Origin of the sequence: Promicromonospora sp. NPDC050262 (genome assembly GCF_040655935.1) — a bacterium.
Lineage (GTDB): Bacteria > Actinomycetota > Actinomycetes > Actinomycetales > Cellulomonadaceae > Promicromonospora.
The window spans coordinates 1-15,040 of the sequence record NZ_JBFAKX010000007.1 but is presented as its reverse complement, the minus strand read 5'-3'; the positions used below and the strand labels follow the sequence as shown (position 1 = coordinate 15,040).

General features: G+C 71.0%; 19 protein-coding genes. 16 read left to right on the top strand and 3 right to left on the bottom strand.

Going from position 1 to position 15,040, the window contains the following annotated elements; translation table 11 throughout:
* Nucleotides 1-30: 30 nt before the first annotated feature.
* From AB0I29_RS12535 to rplQ, 7 genes are all read left to right on the top strand, one after another.
* Nucleotides 31-444: a hypothetical protein gene (locus AB0I29_RS12535; protein WP_357481894.1), complete on the top strand. Its 414-nt coding sequence runs from the start codon at nt 31-33 to the stop codon at nt 442-444.
* A gap of 295 nt (nt 445-739) precedes the next feature.
* Complete coding sequence (gene infA / locus AB0I29_RS12530; protein ID WP_020016137.1) at nt 740-961, top strand: translation initiation factor IF-1; 222 nt, start codon at nt 740-742, stop codon at nt 959-961.
* Nucleotides 962-1,088: 127 nt separating this feature from the next.
* Entirely contained in the window at nt 1,089-1,202 is a 114-nt protein-coding gene (rpmJ, locus tag AB0I29_RS12525) for a 50S ribosomal protein L36 (RefSeq protein WP_003956441.1), read from the top strand.
* A gap of 183 nt (nt 1,203-1,385) precedes the next feature.
* Entirely contained in the window at nt 1,386-1,760 is a 375-nt protein-coding gene (gene rpsM / locus AB0I29_RS12520; protein WP_036964594.1) for a 30S ribosomal protein S13, read from the top strand.
* Between the two features lie 75 nt (nt 1,761-1,835).
* Nucleotides 1,836-2,240, top strand: a complete 405-nt coding sequence (gene rpsK / locus AB0I29_RS12515) for a 30S ribosomal protein S11 (RefSeq protein ID WP_020016139.1) — start codon at nt 1,836-1,838, stop codon at nt 2,238-2,240.
* Nucleotides 2,241-2,422: 182 nt separating this feature from the next.
* Entirely contained in the window at nt 2,423-3,439 is a 1,017-nt protein-coding gene (locus tag AB0I29_RS12510; protein WP_285101000.1) for a DNA-directed RNA polymerase subunit alpha, read from the top strand.
* Between the two features lie 58 nt (nt 3,440-3,497).
* Complete coding sequence (rplQ, locus tag AB0I29_RS12505; protein WP_357481890.1) at nt 3,498-4,019, top strand: 50S ribosomal protein L17; 522 nt, start codon at nt 3,498-3,500, stop codon at nt 4,017-4,019.
* A gap of 74 nt (nt 4,020-4,093) precedes the next feature.
* Here rplQ and AB0I29_RS12500 read toward each other — a convergent pair whose 3' ends face one another.
* Nucleotides 4,094-4,852, bottom strand: a complete 759-nt coding sequence (locus AB0I29_RS12500; protein WP_357481888.1) for an ROK family protein — start codon at nt 4,850-4,852, stop codon at nt 4,094-4,096.
* Nucleotides 4,853-4,891: 39 nt separating this feature from the next.
* Here AB0I29_RS12500 and AB0I29_RS12495 point away from each other — a divergent pair, with 39 nt between their 5' ends.
* The gene (locus AB0I29_RS12495; RefSeq protein ID WP_357481886.1) at nt 4,892-5,803 is read left to right on the top strand and encodes a tRNA pseudouridine synthase A; all 912 of its coding nucleotides are present in this window, start codon (nt 4,892-4,894) and stop codon (nt 5,801-5,803) included.
* On the opposite strand, the gene AB0I29_RS12490 is transcribed toward AB0I29_RS12495, so the two are convergent.
* Nucleotides 5,804-6,229 (bottom strand): DUF5709 domain-containing protein, encoded by a 426-nt coding sequence (locus AB0I29_RS12490; protein ID WP_285101007.1) that lies wholly within the window; start codon nt 6,227-6,229, stop codon nt 5,804-5,806.
* Nucleotides 6,230-6,525: 296 nt separating this feature from the next.
* Here AB0I29_RS12490 and rplM point away from each other — a divergent pair, with 296 nt between their 5' ends.
* The 4 genes from rplM to AB0I29_RS12470 all read left to right on the top strand — a co-directional run bounded on the left by rplM (nt 6,526) and on the right by AB0I29_RS12470 (nt 9,965).
* Entirely contained in the window at nt 6,526-6,975 is a 450-nt protein-coding gene (gene rplM, locus AB0I29_RS12485) for a 50S ribosomal protein L13 (protein ID WP_285101009.1), read from the top strand.
* Between the two features lie 43 nt (nt 6,976-7,018).
* Nucleotides 7,019-7,504 (top strand): 30S ribosomal protein S9, encoded by a 486-nt coding sequence (gene rpsI / locus AB0I29_RS12480; RefSeq protein WP_182620582.1) that lies wholly within the window; start codon nt 7,019-7,021, stop codon nt 7,502-7,504.
* A 123-nt stretch (nt 7,505-7,627) separates the two neighbouring features.
* The gene (glmM, locus tag AB0I29_RS12475) at nt 7,628-8,992 is read left to right on the top strand and encodes a phosphoglucosamine mutase (RefSeq protein ID WP_285101011.1); all 1,365 of its coding nucleotides are present in this window, start codon (nt 7,628-7,630) and stop codon (nt 8,990-8,992) included.
* Between the two features lie 223 nt (nt 8,993-9,215).
* Nucleotides 9,216-9,965, top strand: a complete 750-nt coding sequence (locus tag AB0I29_RS12470; protein ID WP_357481882.1) for a DedA family protein — start codon at nt 9,216-9,218, stop codon at nt 9,963-9,965.
* On the opposite strand, the gene coaA is transcribed toward AB0I29_RS12470, so the two are convergent.
* Nucleotides 9,966-10,961 carry a type I pantothenate kinase gene (coaA, locus tag AB0I29_RS12465; RefSeq protein ID WP_285101015.1) on the bottom strand — a complete coding sequence of 332 codons (996 nt, stop codon included), beginning with the start codon at nt 10,959-10,961 and terminating at the stop codon, nt 9,966-9,968.
* Nucleotides 10,962-11,082: 121 nt separating this feature from the next.
* Here coaA and glmS point away from each other — a divergent pair, with 121 nt between their 5' ends.
* The 4 genes from glmS (at nt 11,083) to AB0I29_RS12445 (ending at nt 14,969) form a co-directional block, all read left to right on the top strand.
* Entirely contained in the window at nt 11,083-12,984 is a 1,902-nt protein-coding gene (gene glmS / locus AB0I29_RS12460) for a glutamine--fructose-6-phosphate transaminase (isomerizing) (RefSeq protein ID WP_285101017.1), read from the top strand.
* A gap of 33 nt (nt 12,985-13,017) precedes the next feature.
* Nucleotides 13,018-13,389, top strand: a complete 372-nt coding sequence (locus AB0I29_RS12455; protein ID WP_285101019.1) for a pyrophosphatase — start codon at nt 13,018-13,020, stop codon at nt 13,387-13,389.
* 52 nt (nt 13,390-13,441) lie between these two features.
* On the top strand, nt 13,442-14,272 hold the full coding sequence (locus AB0I29_RS12450) for an alpha/beta hydrolase (protein WP_357481879.1): 831 nt from the start codon (nt 13,442-13,444) through the stop codon (nt 14,270-14,272).
* A 346-nt stretch (nt 14,273-14,618) separates the two neighbouring features.
* Nucleotides 14,619-14,969 carry a holo-ACP synthase gene (locus AB0I29_RS12445; protein ID WP_285101023.1) on the top strand — a complete coding sequence of 117 codons (351 nt, stop codon included), beginning with the start codon at nt 14,619-14,621 and terminating at the stop codon, nt 14,967-14,969.
* The last annotated feature ends 71 nt before the right edge of the window (nt 14,970-15,040 follow it).

The following is a 15,040-nucleotide window of genomic DNA, read 5'->3' as shown; positions in this document are numbered from 1 at the left end:
AAGTCGGGGTCAGTTGGCTACGATCGGCCCGTGACCGATGAAGCGCACACCCTGCCCGACACCACCTACCCGGCGCCGGCGCACGCCGGGCCGGGGCGGACGCGCGGGCCCTGGTACGTGCAGATCCTCCCGGCCGTCGGCCGCGGAGTGCGACGGTTCGGTCTCTGGCTCGCCGCCTGGGGCCGGCGCCTGGCGCCGAGCCCCTTCCTGTGGGTCGGGATCGTGCTCGGTTTCGGCACCTCGCTCCTGGTGTGGGAGTCCGTCCTGCTGCTCGGCATCGTGCTGTGGCTGGTCGGCGTGTGGCTGTGGGCGGCCCGCGGGCAGTCCGTGCTGGTCGCGCTCGGCCTGGGCATCGTGCTCGGATGGCTGCCGATGCTGTTCTTCTTCGTGGGCAGCCTGCCGCACACGATGATCGGTCTGCCCGGGGTCGAGTACGACCTCTGAACGGCCGCGCGTGGCGAGGCTCACGCGCCGGACGTGCGCCGTCGGCGGTCTTCGCTTTGAATGGTTTACGAACTGACGTAAGATAGATCGCTGGGTGTAGTCCGTTCAACGCCTCCAGATCTTGAAAGGGTGCCGACGGCGCCTGCCGGTCCCCGCGCGAGCGGGGCGCAGGCCGAGGCACACGAGGTAGGCGGTACGCGGACACACGCGACATCCACACCCGACTGTCGGCTTCGCAGGGTTCCCTGCGGTGCCGTGGGCGTGGAAGCAGTCACGACGAGAGTTAGCGGAGGATATGGCAAAGAAGGACGGTGTCATCGAGATCGAGGGCAGCGTGATCGAGGCTCTGCCGAACGCGATGTTCCGCGTCGAGCTGTCGAACGGTCACAAGGTTCTCGCGCACATCTCGGGAAAGATGCGTCAGCACTACATCCGGATCCTCCCCGAGGACCGCGTGGTGGTGGAGCTCAGCCCGTACGACCTGTCCCGCGGCCGGATCGTCTACCGCTACAAGTAGTCAGTCCCCGATCCGGGGCTACGTCACCCGCGGCCTGGCCGAAGGCGACGTCGCCGTACGATCGACCACCCACGACACTGCTGCGCGCGCACCGGGAGACCGGACGTTCGTGGCGGAGGAAAACCCGATGAAGGTCAAGCCGAGCGTCAAGAAGATCTGTGACAAGTGCAAGGTGATTCGCCGGCACGGTCGCGTCATGGTGATCTGCGACAACCTGCGCCACAAGCAGCGCCAGGGCTGATCGCCCTCCGGGCACATGCCCGGGCCGGTGGCTGAGGCCACCACCAGCGCACCACCTCGAACCAGCCCCGCGGGCAACCGCGCAGGGCAGGGGAACCCTCGGTCCGGAGGCCGGGGCCCGCGAAGACTCGCGGGATGGCGGTGCGGCAGACCTCCGACGAGCAGTACAGGAGCCGGAAGGCACATGGCACGTCTTATCGGCGTCGACCTCCCCCGCGACAAGCGGCTTGAGGTTGCGCTCACGTACATCTTCGGTGTGGGTCGTACCCGCGCGAAGGAGACCCTGGCCGCCACGGGCATCAGCCCGGACGTCCGCGTGAAGGACCTCGGCGACGCCGAGCTCGTTGCGCTCCGCGACTACCTCGAGGGCAACTTCAAGCTCGAGGGTGACCTCCGCCGTGAGGTCGCGGCCGACATCCGCCGCAAGGTCGAGATCGGCACCTACCAGGGCCTGCGCCACCGTCGCGGCCTGCCGGTGCGTGGTCAGCGCACCAAGACCAACGCGCGCACCCGCAAGGGTCCCAAGCGCACCGTCGCGGGCAAGAAGAAGGCCCGCTGATAGCAGTCCGTGGAGCGGTCGGCTCACCGAGCTGAGACCGCCCCGGTCCGATCAGACCAGGAGATTACAGAACAGATGCCTCCCAAGACTCGCGCCGCCGCCGGCCGCAAGCCGCGCCGCAAGGACAAGAAGAACGTCCCGCTCGGCCAGGCGCACATCAAGTCCACCTTCAACAACACGATCATCTCGATCACCGACCCGTCCGGTGCCGTGGTGTCGTGGGCCTCTGCCGGCCACGTCGGCTTCAAGGGCTCCCGCAAGTCCACCCCATACGCCGCGCAGATGGCCGCCGAGTCGGCCGCTCGCCGCGCGCAGGAGCACGGCGTCAAGAAGGTCGACGTCTTCGTGAAGGGCCCGGGTTCCGGTCGTGAGACCGCCATCCGCTCGCTCCAGGCGACCGGCCTCGAGGTCGGCTCGATCCAGGACGTGACGCCCCAGGCGCACAACGGCTGCCGCCCCCCGAAGCGTCGCCGCGTCTGATATCTGTTGCGCCCGGTTGCGGGCGCGGCCCTGGGGGCCGCGCCCGCAACCGGATCGCGACATCGGCTCACCTCACGAGGTGAGCACCCCGCCCGGACGGTGACAGAGATCCGCCCGGGCTGCGAGAGATCGCAAGGCCGTGATGCGTCATATAGCGGACGCACACTGAAAGGACACCCACAGTGCTCATCGCACAGCGCCCCACGCTGACCGAAGAGGTCATCTCGGAGAGCCGTTCCCGCTTCTCCATCGAGCCGCTCGAGCCTGGCTTCGGCTACACGCTCGGCAACTCGATGCGTCGCACCCTGCTGTCGTCCATCCCGGGCGCGGCCGTCACGTCCATCCGTATCGACAACGTGCTGCACGAGTTCAGCACCGTGTCGGGCGTGAAGGAGGACGTCACCGAGATCATCCTCAACATCAAGAACCTCGTCGTCTCCTCGGAGAACGACGAGCCCGTCGTGATGTACCTGCGCAAGCAGGGCGCCGGCACCGTGACCGCCGCGGACATCGTTCCGCCGGCGGGGGTCGAGGTGCACAACCCCGACCTGCACATCGCCACCCTGAACGACAAGGGCAAGCTCGAGATCGAGCTGACCGTCGAGCGGGGCCGTGGGTACGTGTCCGCCGCGCAGAACAAGCAGTTCGACGCGGAGATCGGGCGCATCCCGGTCGACTCGATCTACTCGCCGGTCCTCAAGGTCACGTACAAGGTCGAGGCCACCCGAGTCGAGCAGCGCACCGACTTCGACAAGCTCATCGTCGACGTCGAGACCAAGCAGGCGATCACGCCTCGCGACGCGCTCGCCTCGGCCGGCAAGACCCTGGTCGAGCTGTTCGGCCTGGCACGTGAGCTGAACGTCGAGGCCGAGGGCATCGAGATCGGCCCGTCGCCGACGGACACCGCGCTGGCCGCGGACCTGGCGCTGCCGATCGAGGAGCTCAACCTCACCATCCGTTCGTACAACTGCCTCAAGCGCGAGGGCATCCACCAGGTGGGCGAGCTCGTGGCCCGCAGCGAGGCGGACCTGCTCGACATCCGCAACTTCGGTGCCAAGTCGATCACCGAGGTCAAGGAGAAGCTGGCCGAGCTCGGCCTCAGCCTCAAGGACTCGCCGCTGGACTTCGATCCGGCCGGCGCCTCGTACTTCGAGGGTGGCGACTCCGCGGCCTACAGCAGCGACGAGCAGTCGTACTGACGTCCCGTGCCCGGCCTAGGCCGAGCACGCGGAACCACATTCAAGGAGACAAGCAACAATGCCTACCCCCACCAAGGGCGCACGGCTCGGCGGTAGCCCGGCTCACGAGCGTCTGATCCTCGCGAACCTGTCGACCTCGCTCTTCGAGCACGGCCGCATCACGACCACCGAGACCAAGGCCAAGCGCCTGCGTCCGCTGGCCGAGCGTCTGATCACGTTCGCGAAGAAGGGCGACCTGTCCGCCCGCCGCCGCGTGCTCACGGTCGTCCGCGACAAGGGCGTGGTCCACACGCTGTTCACCGAGATCGCCCCGGCCATGGCCGAGCGCAACGGTGGCTACACGCGCATCACCAAGATCGGCACCCGCAAGGGCGACAACGCGCCGATGGCGGTCATCGAGCTCATCACCGAGCCCGTGAGCCCCAAGCAGGCCGTCGTCAAGGAGGCCACCAAGGCCGCCGAGAAGGCTGCTCCGGTCGAGGACGCTCCCGTGGAGGAGACCCCCGCCGAGGACGTCAAGGACGCCCCCGTCGAGGACGCTCCCGCCGAGGAGACCACGGAGGACAAGAAGGAGGTCTGAGCCCCTTTCTTTCCTGCACGACGCCGGCCGCACCTTCCTGACGGAGGGTGCGGCCGGCGTCGTCGTCCGAGGTGTCAGGGCGGCGGGAGGTCCCAGGCCCGGGCGCCGCCCACGAGCGCGGCCGAGTTGGGGACGATGACGACGTCGTCGCCCAGGCGGGCCAGCGCCGACGGCGTGATGCAGCGTGCGTTGCCGCCCCCGATGTAGAGCCGGTCCCAGTGGAAGACCGGCCGCAGGCCGTCGACGACGGTGACCACGCGCCGCGACCACAGCCCGTCCCCGAGCCGGCGTCGTTCGGGCTCGCCGATGTACTGGTCGTACGTGAGGCTGCGACGCACGGGGGCGTGCGACCACTCCAGGTGCGGTGCGATCCGCCCGCCGTGGAACATCGCCGTCCCGAGGCCCGTGCCGAGCGTGATGACCAGCTCCAGGCCCGACGCCGCGACCACGCCCGCGCCGTGCACCTCGGCGTCGTTCAGGACGAGCGCGGGCAGCCCCAGGCGTGCCGCGACCGCGGCCTGCATGTCGAAGCTGCTCCACGCGTCCAGGAGTGCGGGCACCACCCGGGACCGCGGCCCCGACCGGGTGATGTAGTGCGGCGTGTGCACCACCACGCCGCTGCGGATCATGCCCGGCATGCCGACCGTGACCCGTGCTGCGGCGGGGAGGTCCGTGGCGATCTTGGCGATCGTGTCGACGAGCAGCTCGGGCGGGAGCGGGTAGGGCGTCGGTACCCGGACGGGTGTCGCGTGGGCGGTCCCGGACGTGTCGAGGACGGCCGCCTTGATCCCGCCGCCGCCACAGTCGACCGCCAGCGTGAGGGTGTCTGCCATGACGTCACTGTACGAACCCCGGCGGGGGGATCGGGGAAGATGGCTGTCGTGAACGACTTCATCCGGGTCCGGCTCGACCTCGCCTACGAGGGCACCGACTTCGCGGGCTGGGCCCGTCAGCCGGCCCTGCGCACCGTCGAGGGCACGCTGGAGGACGGGCTCGCGCAGGTGCTGCGGAGCGCGCAGCGCGGCCTGCCGGCGCCCCGGCTCACGGTCGCCGGCCGCACGGACTCCGGCGTGCACGCCCGGGGCCAGGTGGCGCACGTCGACGTCGACGTCGACGGCTGGGCCGCGCTGCCGGGCCGCTCCGACCGCGCGCCGGGCGACGCGCTGGTGACCCGGCTGGGCGGCGTGCTCCCCGGGGACCTCGTGGTGCGCCGGGCCGCGCCCGCGCCCGTGGGCTTCGACGCACGCTTCTCCGCGCTGCGCCGCCGCTACACCTACCGGATCGCCGACGACGTCGCGCTGCGCGACCCCCTGCGCCGCCGGCACGTCCTGTGGAACCGCAAGCCGCTGGACGTCGGAGCGATGGACGCCGCCGTGCGCCCGCTGACCGGGGTGCGCGACTTCGCCGCGTACTGCAAGCCCCGGCCCGGCGCCACGACCATCCGGGAGCTGCAGAGCATCGCCTGGGAACGGCCCGCGGAGGGGCCGGACGCCGGGCTCGTGGTGGGGCACGTCGTCGCCGACGCGTTCTGCCACAACATGGTGCGCGCGCTCGTCGGCGCGTCGATCGCGGTCGGGGAGGGGCGGCGGGACCCGAGCTGGCCGGCCGTGCTCCTGGCGAGCCGGCGCCGGGACGCGGGCGTCTTCGTCGTGCCGCCGGAGGGGCTGTGCCTGGAGGAGATCACGTTCCCGCCGGACGCCGAGCTCGCGGCCCGCGCCGACGCCATCCGAGCCAAGCGGATGGACGAGGACGTCTGGGACGAGCCGGCGCCGGCGACGAGCTAGCTAGGGTTCCTCGACCCAGTGGACCGCGGCCTCCTCGGCGCTCGCACCCGCGCCGTCGATGCCCGCGTCGGTGCCGTACAGGTCGTTCTCGCGGTTGCCGTCCTCGGCCGCGTAGCTGCCAGGGTCCGCGTCGGGGTCGGAGACGAGCCGGCCCGCGCGTGACGTGTCGGCGCGGTCCAGCGGGTCGTCCTGCCAGACGTCCGGCTCCTCCTCGCTGAGCCGCTGGTCCATCGTCTCGCCCTGGCGCTCCTCCCACGAGGTCTCGCCCCAGTGGTTCGAGCGCGGGCGGTCGGGCGGGGAGTACCCCTCGTCGAGGAAGTCCTTCGGACCCCGGCTGTACAGGGTGTCCTCGGTCGGGAGCTGGTCGGTGTCGCCCTCGGCGATACCGTCCGGTCCTGGCATGGTGGCGGGTGTTTCCTCGGTCATGGTCCTACCGTGACACCAGATCGGCGCGGACGCCATAGTGCCGGGGCCCGAGTACGGACGTGGCGAACCTCATGCCCGCGAACGGCTCCGGGGGCCGCCTACGCTTTGACCCCCGGGGAAACTGCCGGGTACTCTAATGAGTCGTTGTGCTTTGTCACGACGTCCTGCGTCAGCACCGAGCCCACTCGAGTGCGGACGACCGGCCCGGACGTCATTCTGACCCCCGCGCACAACGACCTGACTCATCGGGCGCCGCTTCTCGCCCGACGACACCGCAAACGAAAAGGTTACGAACCGTGCGTACGTACACCCCCAAGCCCGGCGACGTCCAGCGCGACTGGTACGTCGTCGACGCGACCGACGTCGTCCTGGGCCGCCTGGCAAGCCAGGTCGCAACCCTGCTGCGCGGGAAGCACAAGCCGACCTTCGCTCCGCACGTCGACGGTGGTGACTTCGTCATCATCATCAACGCCGACAAGGTCGCGCTGAGCGGCAACAAGCGCGAGACCAAGCTGGCTTACCGCCACTCGGGTTACCCGGGCGGTCTCACGGCCACCCCGTACGGCGAGCTCCTGGACACCAAGCCGGAGCGCGCCATCGAGAAGGCCGTGCGCGGCATGATCCCCAAGACCTCGCTCGGTCGGACGCAGATGACCCACCTGAAGGTCTACGCAGGCTCTGAGCACCCGCACACGGCGCAGCAGGCCAAGCCGTTCGAGATCACCCAGGTTTCGCAGCAGGCCTGAGGCCGCTGCCGGATCGCAACGCGAAGGACGCGAGGACATCACAGTGGCCGAGACCACCGTCGAATTCGAGCAGGGCGCCGAGGCGCCCAGCAACTACACCACCGAGACTGCTGCGCCGGCAACGCGCGGTTCGTCCATCACCGCCCCGGGCCAGGCCCTCGGGCGCCGCAAGGAGGCCGTGGCGCGCGTGCGCCTCGTCCCCGGCACCGGCACCTGGAAGATCAACGGCCGCACCCTCGAGGACTACTTCCCGAACAAGGTGCACCAGCAGCTGGTCAACTCGCCGCTGAACCTGGTCGAGGTCGAGGGCCGCTTCGACGTCATCGCCCGTATCACGGGTGGCGGCACGTCGGGTCAGGCCGGCGCGCTGCGCCTGGGCATCGCCCGTGCGCTGAACGCCATCGACGAGGAGTCCAACCGCGCCGAGCTCAAGAAGGCCGGCTTCCTCACGCGTGACGACCGCAAGGTCGAGCGCAAGAAGGCCGGTCTCAAGAAGGCCCGCAAGGCTCCGCAGTACTCGAAGCGCTGATCAGAGCGCTTGGCCGGGTGGCCCCGCCGAACAGTGTCGACACTGTTCAGCGGGGCCACCTGCATTTCCGGCGCAGGCCGGGCCCCACTACGGTGGGATCGGAACGAGCTGAGGAGAATGTGCATGGGCAGGCTGTTCGGCACCGACGGAGTTCGGGGCCTCGCCAACAAGGACATCACCGCGGAGCTGGCGCTGGAGCTGGGCGCCGCGGCGGCCAGGGTCCTGACCGCGCAGGGTGAGCTGCTGGGCCCGCGTCCGCGGGCCGTCGTGGGGCGCGACACCCGGGCCTCCGGCGAGTTCCTCGCCGGCGCCGTCGCCGCGGGTCTCGCGTCCGCCGGCGTGGACGTGGTGATGCTCAACGTGCTGCCCACGCCCGCGCTGGCCTACCTGGTGACCGAGCTGGAGGCCGACCTGGGGGTCATGGTCTCCGCCTCGCACAACCCGATGCCGGACAACGGCATCAAGTTCTTCGCGCGCGGCGGGCTCAAGCTCGACGACGCCGTCGAGGACGCCATCCAGGCGACCCTCGGTGACGACTGGGAGCGCCCCACGGGCGCCGCCGTCGGGCGCATCCGTACGGACGGCCAGGCGGCCGCCGAGCGCTACGTGCGGCACCTGACCGACAGCGTGGGCACCACGCCCGACCACCGGCCCCTCGAGGGGCTGCGCATCGCGCTGGACTGCGCGAACGGCGCGGCGAGCGAGGTCGGCCCGGAGGCGCTGCGCGCCGCGGGCGCCGACGTCGTGGTGATGAACGCCAGCCCCGACGGCCGGAACATCAACGAGAAGTGCGGCTCCACCCACCCGGAGCAGCTCCAGGCCGTCGTGGTGGCGTCCGAGGCGGACTTCGGCGTCGCGTTCGACGGCGACGCCGACCGCTGCCTCGCCGTCGACCACACCGGCGCGATCGTGGACGGCGACCAGATCCTCGGCATCCTCGCGACCGCCCTCAAGGAGGAGGGCCGGCTGCCCGGCGACACCCTCGTGGTGACCGTCATGAGCAACCTCGGGCTCATCCTGGCGATGCGGGAGCGCGGGATCACCACCGTGCAGACTGCTGTCGGCGACCGGTACGTGCTGGAGGAGATGCGCGCCAAGGGCTACGGCCTGGGCGGCGAGCAGTCGGGCCACATCATCCTGGCCGACCACGCGACGACCGGCGACGGCGTGCTGTCGGCGCTGCACCTCGCGGCGCGGGTCAAGGCGTCGGGCAAGCGGCTCGCCGACCTCGCGGGGGAGATCGAGCGCCTGCCGCAGACGCTCGTGAACGTGCGCGGCGTGGACAAGTCGCGGGCCGGCACCGACGAGGGCGTGCAGACCGCCGTGGCCGACGCGACCTCGCGGCTCGGCGACACCGGCCGCGTGCTGCTGCGCCAGTCCGGCACGGAGCCGCTGGTGCGCGTCATGGTCGAGGCCCCCGCCCAGGACGAGGCGGACAAGGTCGCGGAGGATCTCGCCGCCGTGGTGCGGGAGCGGCTCGCGCTCTAGCGGGAGCGGATCGCGCTCCGGCCGGCGCCGCCGGGCGCTCCGGCGCTCTTCACCCCCGCCGGGGCGCATGCGTGAACGGCCCGTGAAACCTTGGGAAGCGGGGTTCTACCAGGGGGTCCCCTGATGCGATTCAGGGGCCCCCCTTGCGTAGTCTGGACGTAGGCACTATGAGGTGCCCTTCTCCGCCCCCCGGGTAGTGCCCGGCCGAGACTCCCGAGGTCCCGTGCTCGAACTCATCTCCACCGTCCTGAGCGCCACCGAGGCATGGATCCTCGCGATGGCAGCCTCGCCGTGGATCTACCCGGCCATGTTCGCCTTCGCGACCATCGACGGCTTCTTCCCGCCGCTGCCGAGCGAGTCGGTGGTCATCACCCTGACCGTGTCGGCCCACAGCACCGGGACGCCGTGGATGTGGCTGGTGCTGATCGCGGCCGCGGCCGGGGCCTGGGTCGGCGACCAGATCGCCTACCAGATCGGGAAGATGATCGGCACCGACCGGGTGCCGTTCCTGCGCTCGGCCCGCGGCCGCCGGGCCGTGGACTGGGCCGAGCGGGCGCTGACCCGCCGCGGCGCGTCCTTCATCCTCGCCGCGCGCTACGTGCCGATCGGGCGCGTGGCCGTGAACATGACGGCGGGCGCCGTCGGCTACCCGCGGCGCCGGTTCATGTTCGTCGCCGCCATCGCGGCGGTCATGTGGGCGCTGTACTCGGCGGGGATCGGCCTCGTCGCGGCCCAGTGGCTCGGGCACGAGCCGCTGCTCGCGATCGTCATCGGTGTCGTGCTGGGCATCGCGATGGGCTTCGTCGTGGACAAGGTGGTGGGCTGGTTCTCCCACCGGCATCTCGACGAGGAGCCGGACGCCGAGGAGGGTACGGACGGTGTGAAGGTCGCCGTCCCGGCGGGCGCCACCGAGATGGTCAAGGAGTACGTCCACCGGGTCGACGACACCGACAGGCCCGCGAAGGACCGCTGACTAGAGCTTGCGCAGCCGGACCCGCTGCACCGCGTGGTCCGAGCCCTTGGTGAGCACCAGCGTGGCGCGTCCTCGCGTGGGCAGGATGTTCTTCTCGAGGTTCGGCGCGTTGATCGACTCCCAGATCGACAGGGCCTTGTCCGTGGCCTCCTGGTCGGAGAGCGACGCGTACCGCTTGAAGTAGGAGTCCGGCTTGGTGAACGCGGTGCGGCGCAGCTCGAGGAACCGCTCCACGTACCACTGCCGGATGTTCCGGGTGCGGGCGTCCACGTAGATCGAGAAGTCGAAGAAGTCGCTCACCGCGACGGTCGACTCGTCCACCGCGGAGGGCCGGGCCGGCTGCAGCACGTTCAGACCCTCGACGATGAGCACGTCGGGCTTGCGGACCACCACCTCCAGCTCGGGCACGATGTCGTAGATGACGTGGGAGTACACGGGTGCCCGCACCTCGGCCTGGCCGGCCTTGATCCGGGACAGGAACCGGATCAGGGCGCGTCGGTCGTACGACTCCGGGAAGCCCTTGCGCTCCATCAGGCCCCGTCGTTCGAGCTCCGCGTTCGGGTAGAGGAACCCGTCGGTCGTGATGAGCTCGACGCGCGGGGTCTCGGGCCACCGGGCGAGCATCTCGCGCAGCACGCGCGCCGTCGTCGACTTGCCGACGGCCACGGACCCTGCCACGCCGATGACGTACGGGGTGCGGGGCGGATCCTCGTGCAGAAAGGTCGAGGTCGCGTCGTGCAGGCCGCCGGTGGCCTGCACGTAGAGGTTGAGCAGACGCGACAGAGGGCGGTAGATCGCGTCGACCTCGGCGAGGTCGATCGGGTCACCGAGTCCGCGCAGGCGCTCGACGTCGTCGTCGGTCAGCGGCAGCGGGGTGGATGCCGAGAGGCGGCTCCAGGCCGCCCGGTCGAGATCCACGTAGGGCGAGGACGGGGCGAGGGCGAGCAGGTGCTCCCCGAGGTCCGTCGTCGGGAACTGTGAAACCACCTGCAGCATTGTGCCCCACCCGCGGCAAGTATCGGCATCGTCCGAGGCAGGAGGTGATCTCGTGGGTGAGGAACGAGCCGTGTGAGCCCAGTCATGGGGGCCCGCCCCAACGCTCGTTAGACTCGCCCGCATGTGTGGGATCGTCGGTTACACCGGAACTGCCGCGTCTATCGCGGAGGGCAGCGCCTCGGGCGCCGTCACACCCTCGGGCACGCCCCTGGACGTGGCCATCGAGGGGCTGCGGCGCCTCGAGTACCGCGGCTACGACTCGGCCGGGGTCGCGCTCGTCGCGCCCGGGCTGGACGGCGTGGCCTGGGCCAAGAAGTCGGGCAAGCTCGCCAACCTGATCGAGGTGCTGGACCACGACCCGCTCCCGGAGGCCACCGCGGCGATCGGGCACACCCGCTGGGCCACGCACGGCGGACCCACCGACGCGAACGCCCACCCGCACCTGGCCGACGGCGACCGCCTCGCCGTGATCCACAACGGCATCATCGAGAACTTCAGCGCACTTCGCGCCGAACTGCTGGCCGACGGCGTCGTGTTCCGCTCCGAGACCGACACCGAGGTGGCCGCCCACCTCGTGGCCAAGGCGTACCGCGAGACGGGCGACCTGACGGCCGCCATGACCACCACCGCCCGCCGGCTGGAGGGCACGTTCACGCTGCTGGCCGTGCACGCCGACGCACCCGAGACCGTGGTCGGCGCCCGGCACGACTCCCCGCTCGTGGTGGGGCTCGGCGAGGGCGAGAACTTCCTGGGCTCCGATGTCGCCGCGTTCATCGCGCACACCAAGGAGGCCCTGGAGCTGGGCCAGGACCAGGTGGTGACCATCACGCCGACGTCGGTGGCCGTGACCGACTTCGACGGCAAGCCCGCCGAGGCCAAGCGCTACACCGTGGACTGGGACGCCGCGGCCGCCGAGAAGGGCGGCTTCGCGTCCTTCATGGACAAGGAGATCCACGACCAGCCGCAGGCCGTCGCCGACACGCTGCTCGGCCGCACCGACGCCGCGGGCGCGCTCGTGCTGGACGACCTGCGCATCGACGAGTCGATCCTGCGCGCGGTGAACAAGATCATCGTGATCGCCTGCGGCACGGCCGCCTACTCCGGGCACGTGGCCAAGTACGCGATCGAGCACTGGTGCCGCATCCCCGTCGAGGTCGAGCTGGCGCACGAGTTCCGCTACCGCGACCCGATCGTCGACGAGCGCACCCTGGTGGTCGCCGTGACGCAGTCCGGCGAGACCATGGACACCCTGATGGCCGTGCGGCACGCGCGTGAGCAGGGCGCCAAGGTGATCTCGATCGTCAACACCCACGGCTCCACGATCCCGCGCGAGTCGGACGCGGTGCTCTACACGCACGCCGGTCCCGAGATCGCCGTCGCCTCCACCAAGGCGTTCCTCGCGCAGATCACCGCCGCCTACGTGCTGGGCCTGTACCTCGCCCAGCTGCGCGGCAACAAGTTCCCCGACGAGATCGCGACGCTGCTCGACGAGCTGCGGGCCATGCCGCGCAAGATCCAGACCGTCATCGAGCGCGGCGAGTACGTGCGCGCCACGGCCCGGTCCATGGAGAAGTCCGACAAGGTGCTGTTCCTGGGGCGGCACGTCGGATTCCCGGTGGCCCTGGAGGGCGCGCTCAAGCTCAAGGAGCTCGCCTACATCCACGCGGAGGGCTTCGCCGCGGGCGAGCTCAAGCACGGGCCGATCGCGCTGATCGACGAGGGGCAGCCCGTGTTCGTGGTGGTGCCCTCGCCGCGCGGCCGCGACTCGCTGCACTCCAAGGTGGTCTCCAACATCCAGGAGATCCGGGCGCGCGGCGCCCGCACCCTGGTGATCGCGGAGGACGGCGACGACGAGGTGCGCAAGTACGCCGACGAGATCTTCTGGATCCCGCAGGCGCCCACGCTGCTCCAGCCGCTGCTGGCCGTGGTGCCGCTGCAGATCTTCGCGATGGCGCTCGCCACGGCCAAGGGACTGGACGTGGACCAGCCGCGCAACCTCGCCAAGTCGGTGACCGTCGAGTAAGCCCGGGGGCCCGGCTGTGGCACGCTCGTCGGCGTGGAACTGAAGCAGCTCTCCGACGAGGTCGAGATCATCAGCCGGGTCTACGCGCGCGTGCACGGCCTGGAACGCACCGACGACTGGCTCGTGCTGAAGCTCCAGGAGGAGATCGGCGAGCTGACCCAGGCGTTCCTCACGCTGTCCGGCCGCTCGCGGGACCGCGGCCTGTCCGACGACGAGATCCGGGACGCGTTCCGGGGCGAGGTCGCGGACGCGCTCGCGCAGCTGCTGCTCGTGGCCCGGCGGTTCGACGTCGACCTGCCCGAGGAGCTGGAGCGCAAGTGGTTCCGCTGGCGGCACCTGGTCCGGCCGGAGGACACCGCGGGCATCCGCGATGTCGGTGGTCCCGATGTCGGTGGTCCCGTCTAGGGTCTGCCTCGGACGGGCGCCACGCCGTGGCGGCCGGAGGAGAGGAGCGCGCATGGCGTACGTGGAGGTCGACGGGGTCCAGGTGCACTACGTGGAGCACGGGCCGCAGCCGGGTGCCGGGGTGCGCACGGCGGTGCTGGTCCACGGGTTCCCGGTGGACCACCGGATCATGACCGGTGCGTTCGAGCCCGTCCTCGAGGCACGGCAGGGCTGGCGCCGGGTCTATGTGGACCTGCCGGGCATGGGCCGCACGGCGGCTCCGGACGTGGCAAGCACGGACGACGTCTTCCGGATCCTGCGGGGAGCGGTCGCGGCGCTGGTGCCCGACGGCCCCTACGTCGTGGTCGGGCAGTCGTACGGCGGGTACCTGGCGCGCGGACTGGCGGCGGCCGACCCGGACCGGGTCGCCGGCCTGGCCGCCGTCGTCACGCTCGTCGAACCGCGCCACGAGCTGCGCCGGCTCCCCGAGCGCCAGGTGCTGGTCCGGGACCAGGCGCTCGCCGAGCGGGTCGGGGACGCCGCGCTCGACGCGGAGGACGTGCTCGTGGTGCAGACGGAGGAGACCTGGGCGCGGGCCCGCCAGGAGGTCGACCCCGGGCTGGCCGCGGCCGATCCGGCGGCGGTCGCCCGGATCGAGGCGAGCTACGCCGGGACGTTCCCCGTGGAACCCGCGCCGTTCGAGAAGCCGGTCCTGATCGCCGTCGGGCGCCAGGACTCGGTCACGGGCTACCGCGACGCGTGGGACCTGCTGGAGCACTACCCGCGCGCCACGTTCGCCGTGCTGGACCGCGCCGGGCACGCGCTGGACATCGAGCAGCGCGGCCTGTTCGAGGCCCTGGTGGGGGAGTGGCTGGACCGCGTCGAGGAGGCGAGCCCGGCCTGAGCGGCCGGCAGGCCCGAGTGGCCGGTGAGCGTCAGCTCGACACGGCGACGTACACCAGCAGCGTGACGATCGCGGCGATCACGATGCCGAAGACCACGACCATGATCACGGGGAAGGGGAGCTTGTCGTCGTCCTCCGGCATGGCAACCTCCTACGCGCGAAAGGTGGCGCCCTGCCGATACGAAGCAGGTGCCACCTTTACCTGTGCATTACGGGGATATGGTGCCGCAAAACGGGCACCTTGCGCAACACCGGCACCCGGGCCTCGCCCGGCCGACGCACCCGGACCTCGCCGGCCGACGTGGCCGGGGCGAGGGTGCCGGTCTCGGGGACCTAGGCTGAGGCCATGATCATCGGCACGGGCATCGACGTGGTCGACGTGGACCGGTTCATGGAGACCCTCGACCGCACGCCCCGGCTGCGGGAGAAGCTGTTCACCGAGGCCGAGCGCGAGCTGCCGGCTGCGTCGCTCGCCGCGCGGTTCGCGGCGAAGGAGGCCATCGCCAAGTCGCTCGGCGCCCCCGGCAACCTCCGGTGGCACGACGTCACGGTGCACCGCACGATCGGCGGCCCGCCGCGGATCGACGCGAGCGGCACCGTGGCCGCCCGGGCCGCCGAGCTCGGCGTGCGCACCTGGCACATCACGATCTCCCATGACGCCGGCATCGCGTCCGCCATGGTGATCGCCGAGGGCTGAGGCCTGCCGCCGCCCGGACGTGTCAGACCCTCGGGTCACCCGGGTGACCCGACACCGCCGCGCCGGCGTCG

What these genes read in the sequence shown, in the direction of transcription:
- rpsM (WP_036964594.1), top strand. Translation starts at nt 1,386, where the DNA reads ATGGCACGTCTTATCGGCGTCGACCTCCCCCGCGACAAGCGGCTTGAG.
- AB0I29_RS12495 (WP_357481886.1), top strand. Translation starts at nt 4,892, where the DNA reads ATGGCTGTCGTGAACGACTTCATCCGGGTCCGGCTCGACCTCGCCTAC.
- AB0I29_RS12500 (WP_357481888.1), bottom strand. Translation starts at nt 4,852, where the DNA reads ATGGCAGACACCCTCACGCTGGCGGTCGACTGTGGCGGCGGCGGGATC.
- coaA (WP_285101015.1), bottom strand. Translation starts at nt 10,961, where the DNA reads ATGCTGCAGGTGGTTTCACAGTTCCCGACGACGGACCTCGGGGAGCAC.
- infA (WP_020016137.1), top strand. Translation starts at nt 740, where the DNA reads ATGGCAAAGAAGGACGGTGTCATCGAGATCGAGGGCAGCGTGATCGAG.
- glmS (WP_285101017.1), top strand. Translation starts at nt 11,083, where the DNA reads ATGTGTGGGATCGTCGGTTACACCGGAACTGCCGCGTCTATCGCGGAG.
- rpmJ (WP_003956441.1), top strand. Translation starts at nt 1,089, where the DNA reads ATGAAGGTCAAGCCGAGCGTCAAGAAGATCTGTGACAAGTGCAAGGTG.
- rplQ (WP_357481890.1), top strand. Translation starts at nt 3,498, where the DNA reads ATGCCTACCCCCACCAAGGGCGCACGGCTCGGCGGTAGCCCGGCTCAC.
- AB0I29_RS12445 (WP_285101023.1), top strand. Translation starts at nt 14,619, where the DNA reads ATGATCATCGGCACGGGCATCGACGTGGTCGACGTGGACCGGTTCATG.
- AB0I29_RS12490 (WP_285101007.1), bottom strand. Translation starts at nt 6,229, where the DNA reads ATGACCGAGGAAACACCCGCCACCATGCCAGGACCGGACGGTATCGCC.
- rpsK (WP_020016139.1), top strand. Translation starts at nt 1,836, where the DNA reads ATGCCTCCCAAGACTCGCGCCGCCGCCGGCCGCAAGCCGCGCCGCAAG.
- glmM (WP_285101011.1), top strand. Translation starts at nt 7,628, where the DNA reads ATGGGCAGGCTGTTCGGCACCGACGGAGTTCGGGGCCTCGCCAACAAG.
- AB0I29_RS12450 (WP_357481879.1), top strand. Translation starts at nt 13,442, where the DNA reads ATGGCGTACGTGGAGGTCGACGGGGTCCAGGTGCACTACGTGGAGCAC.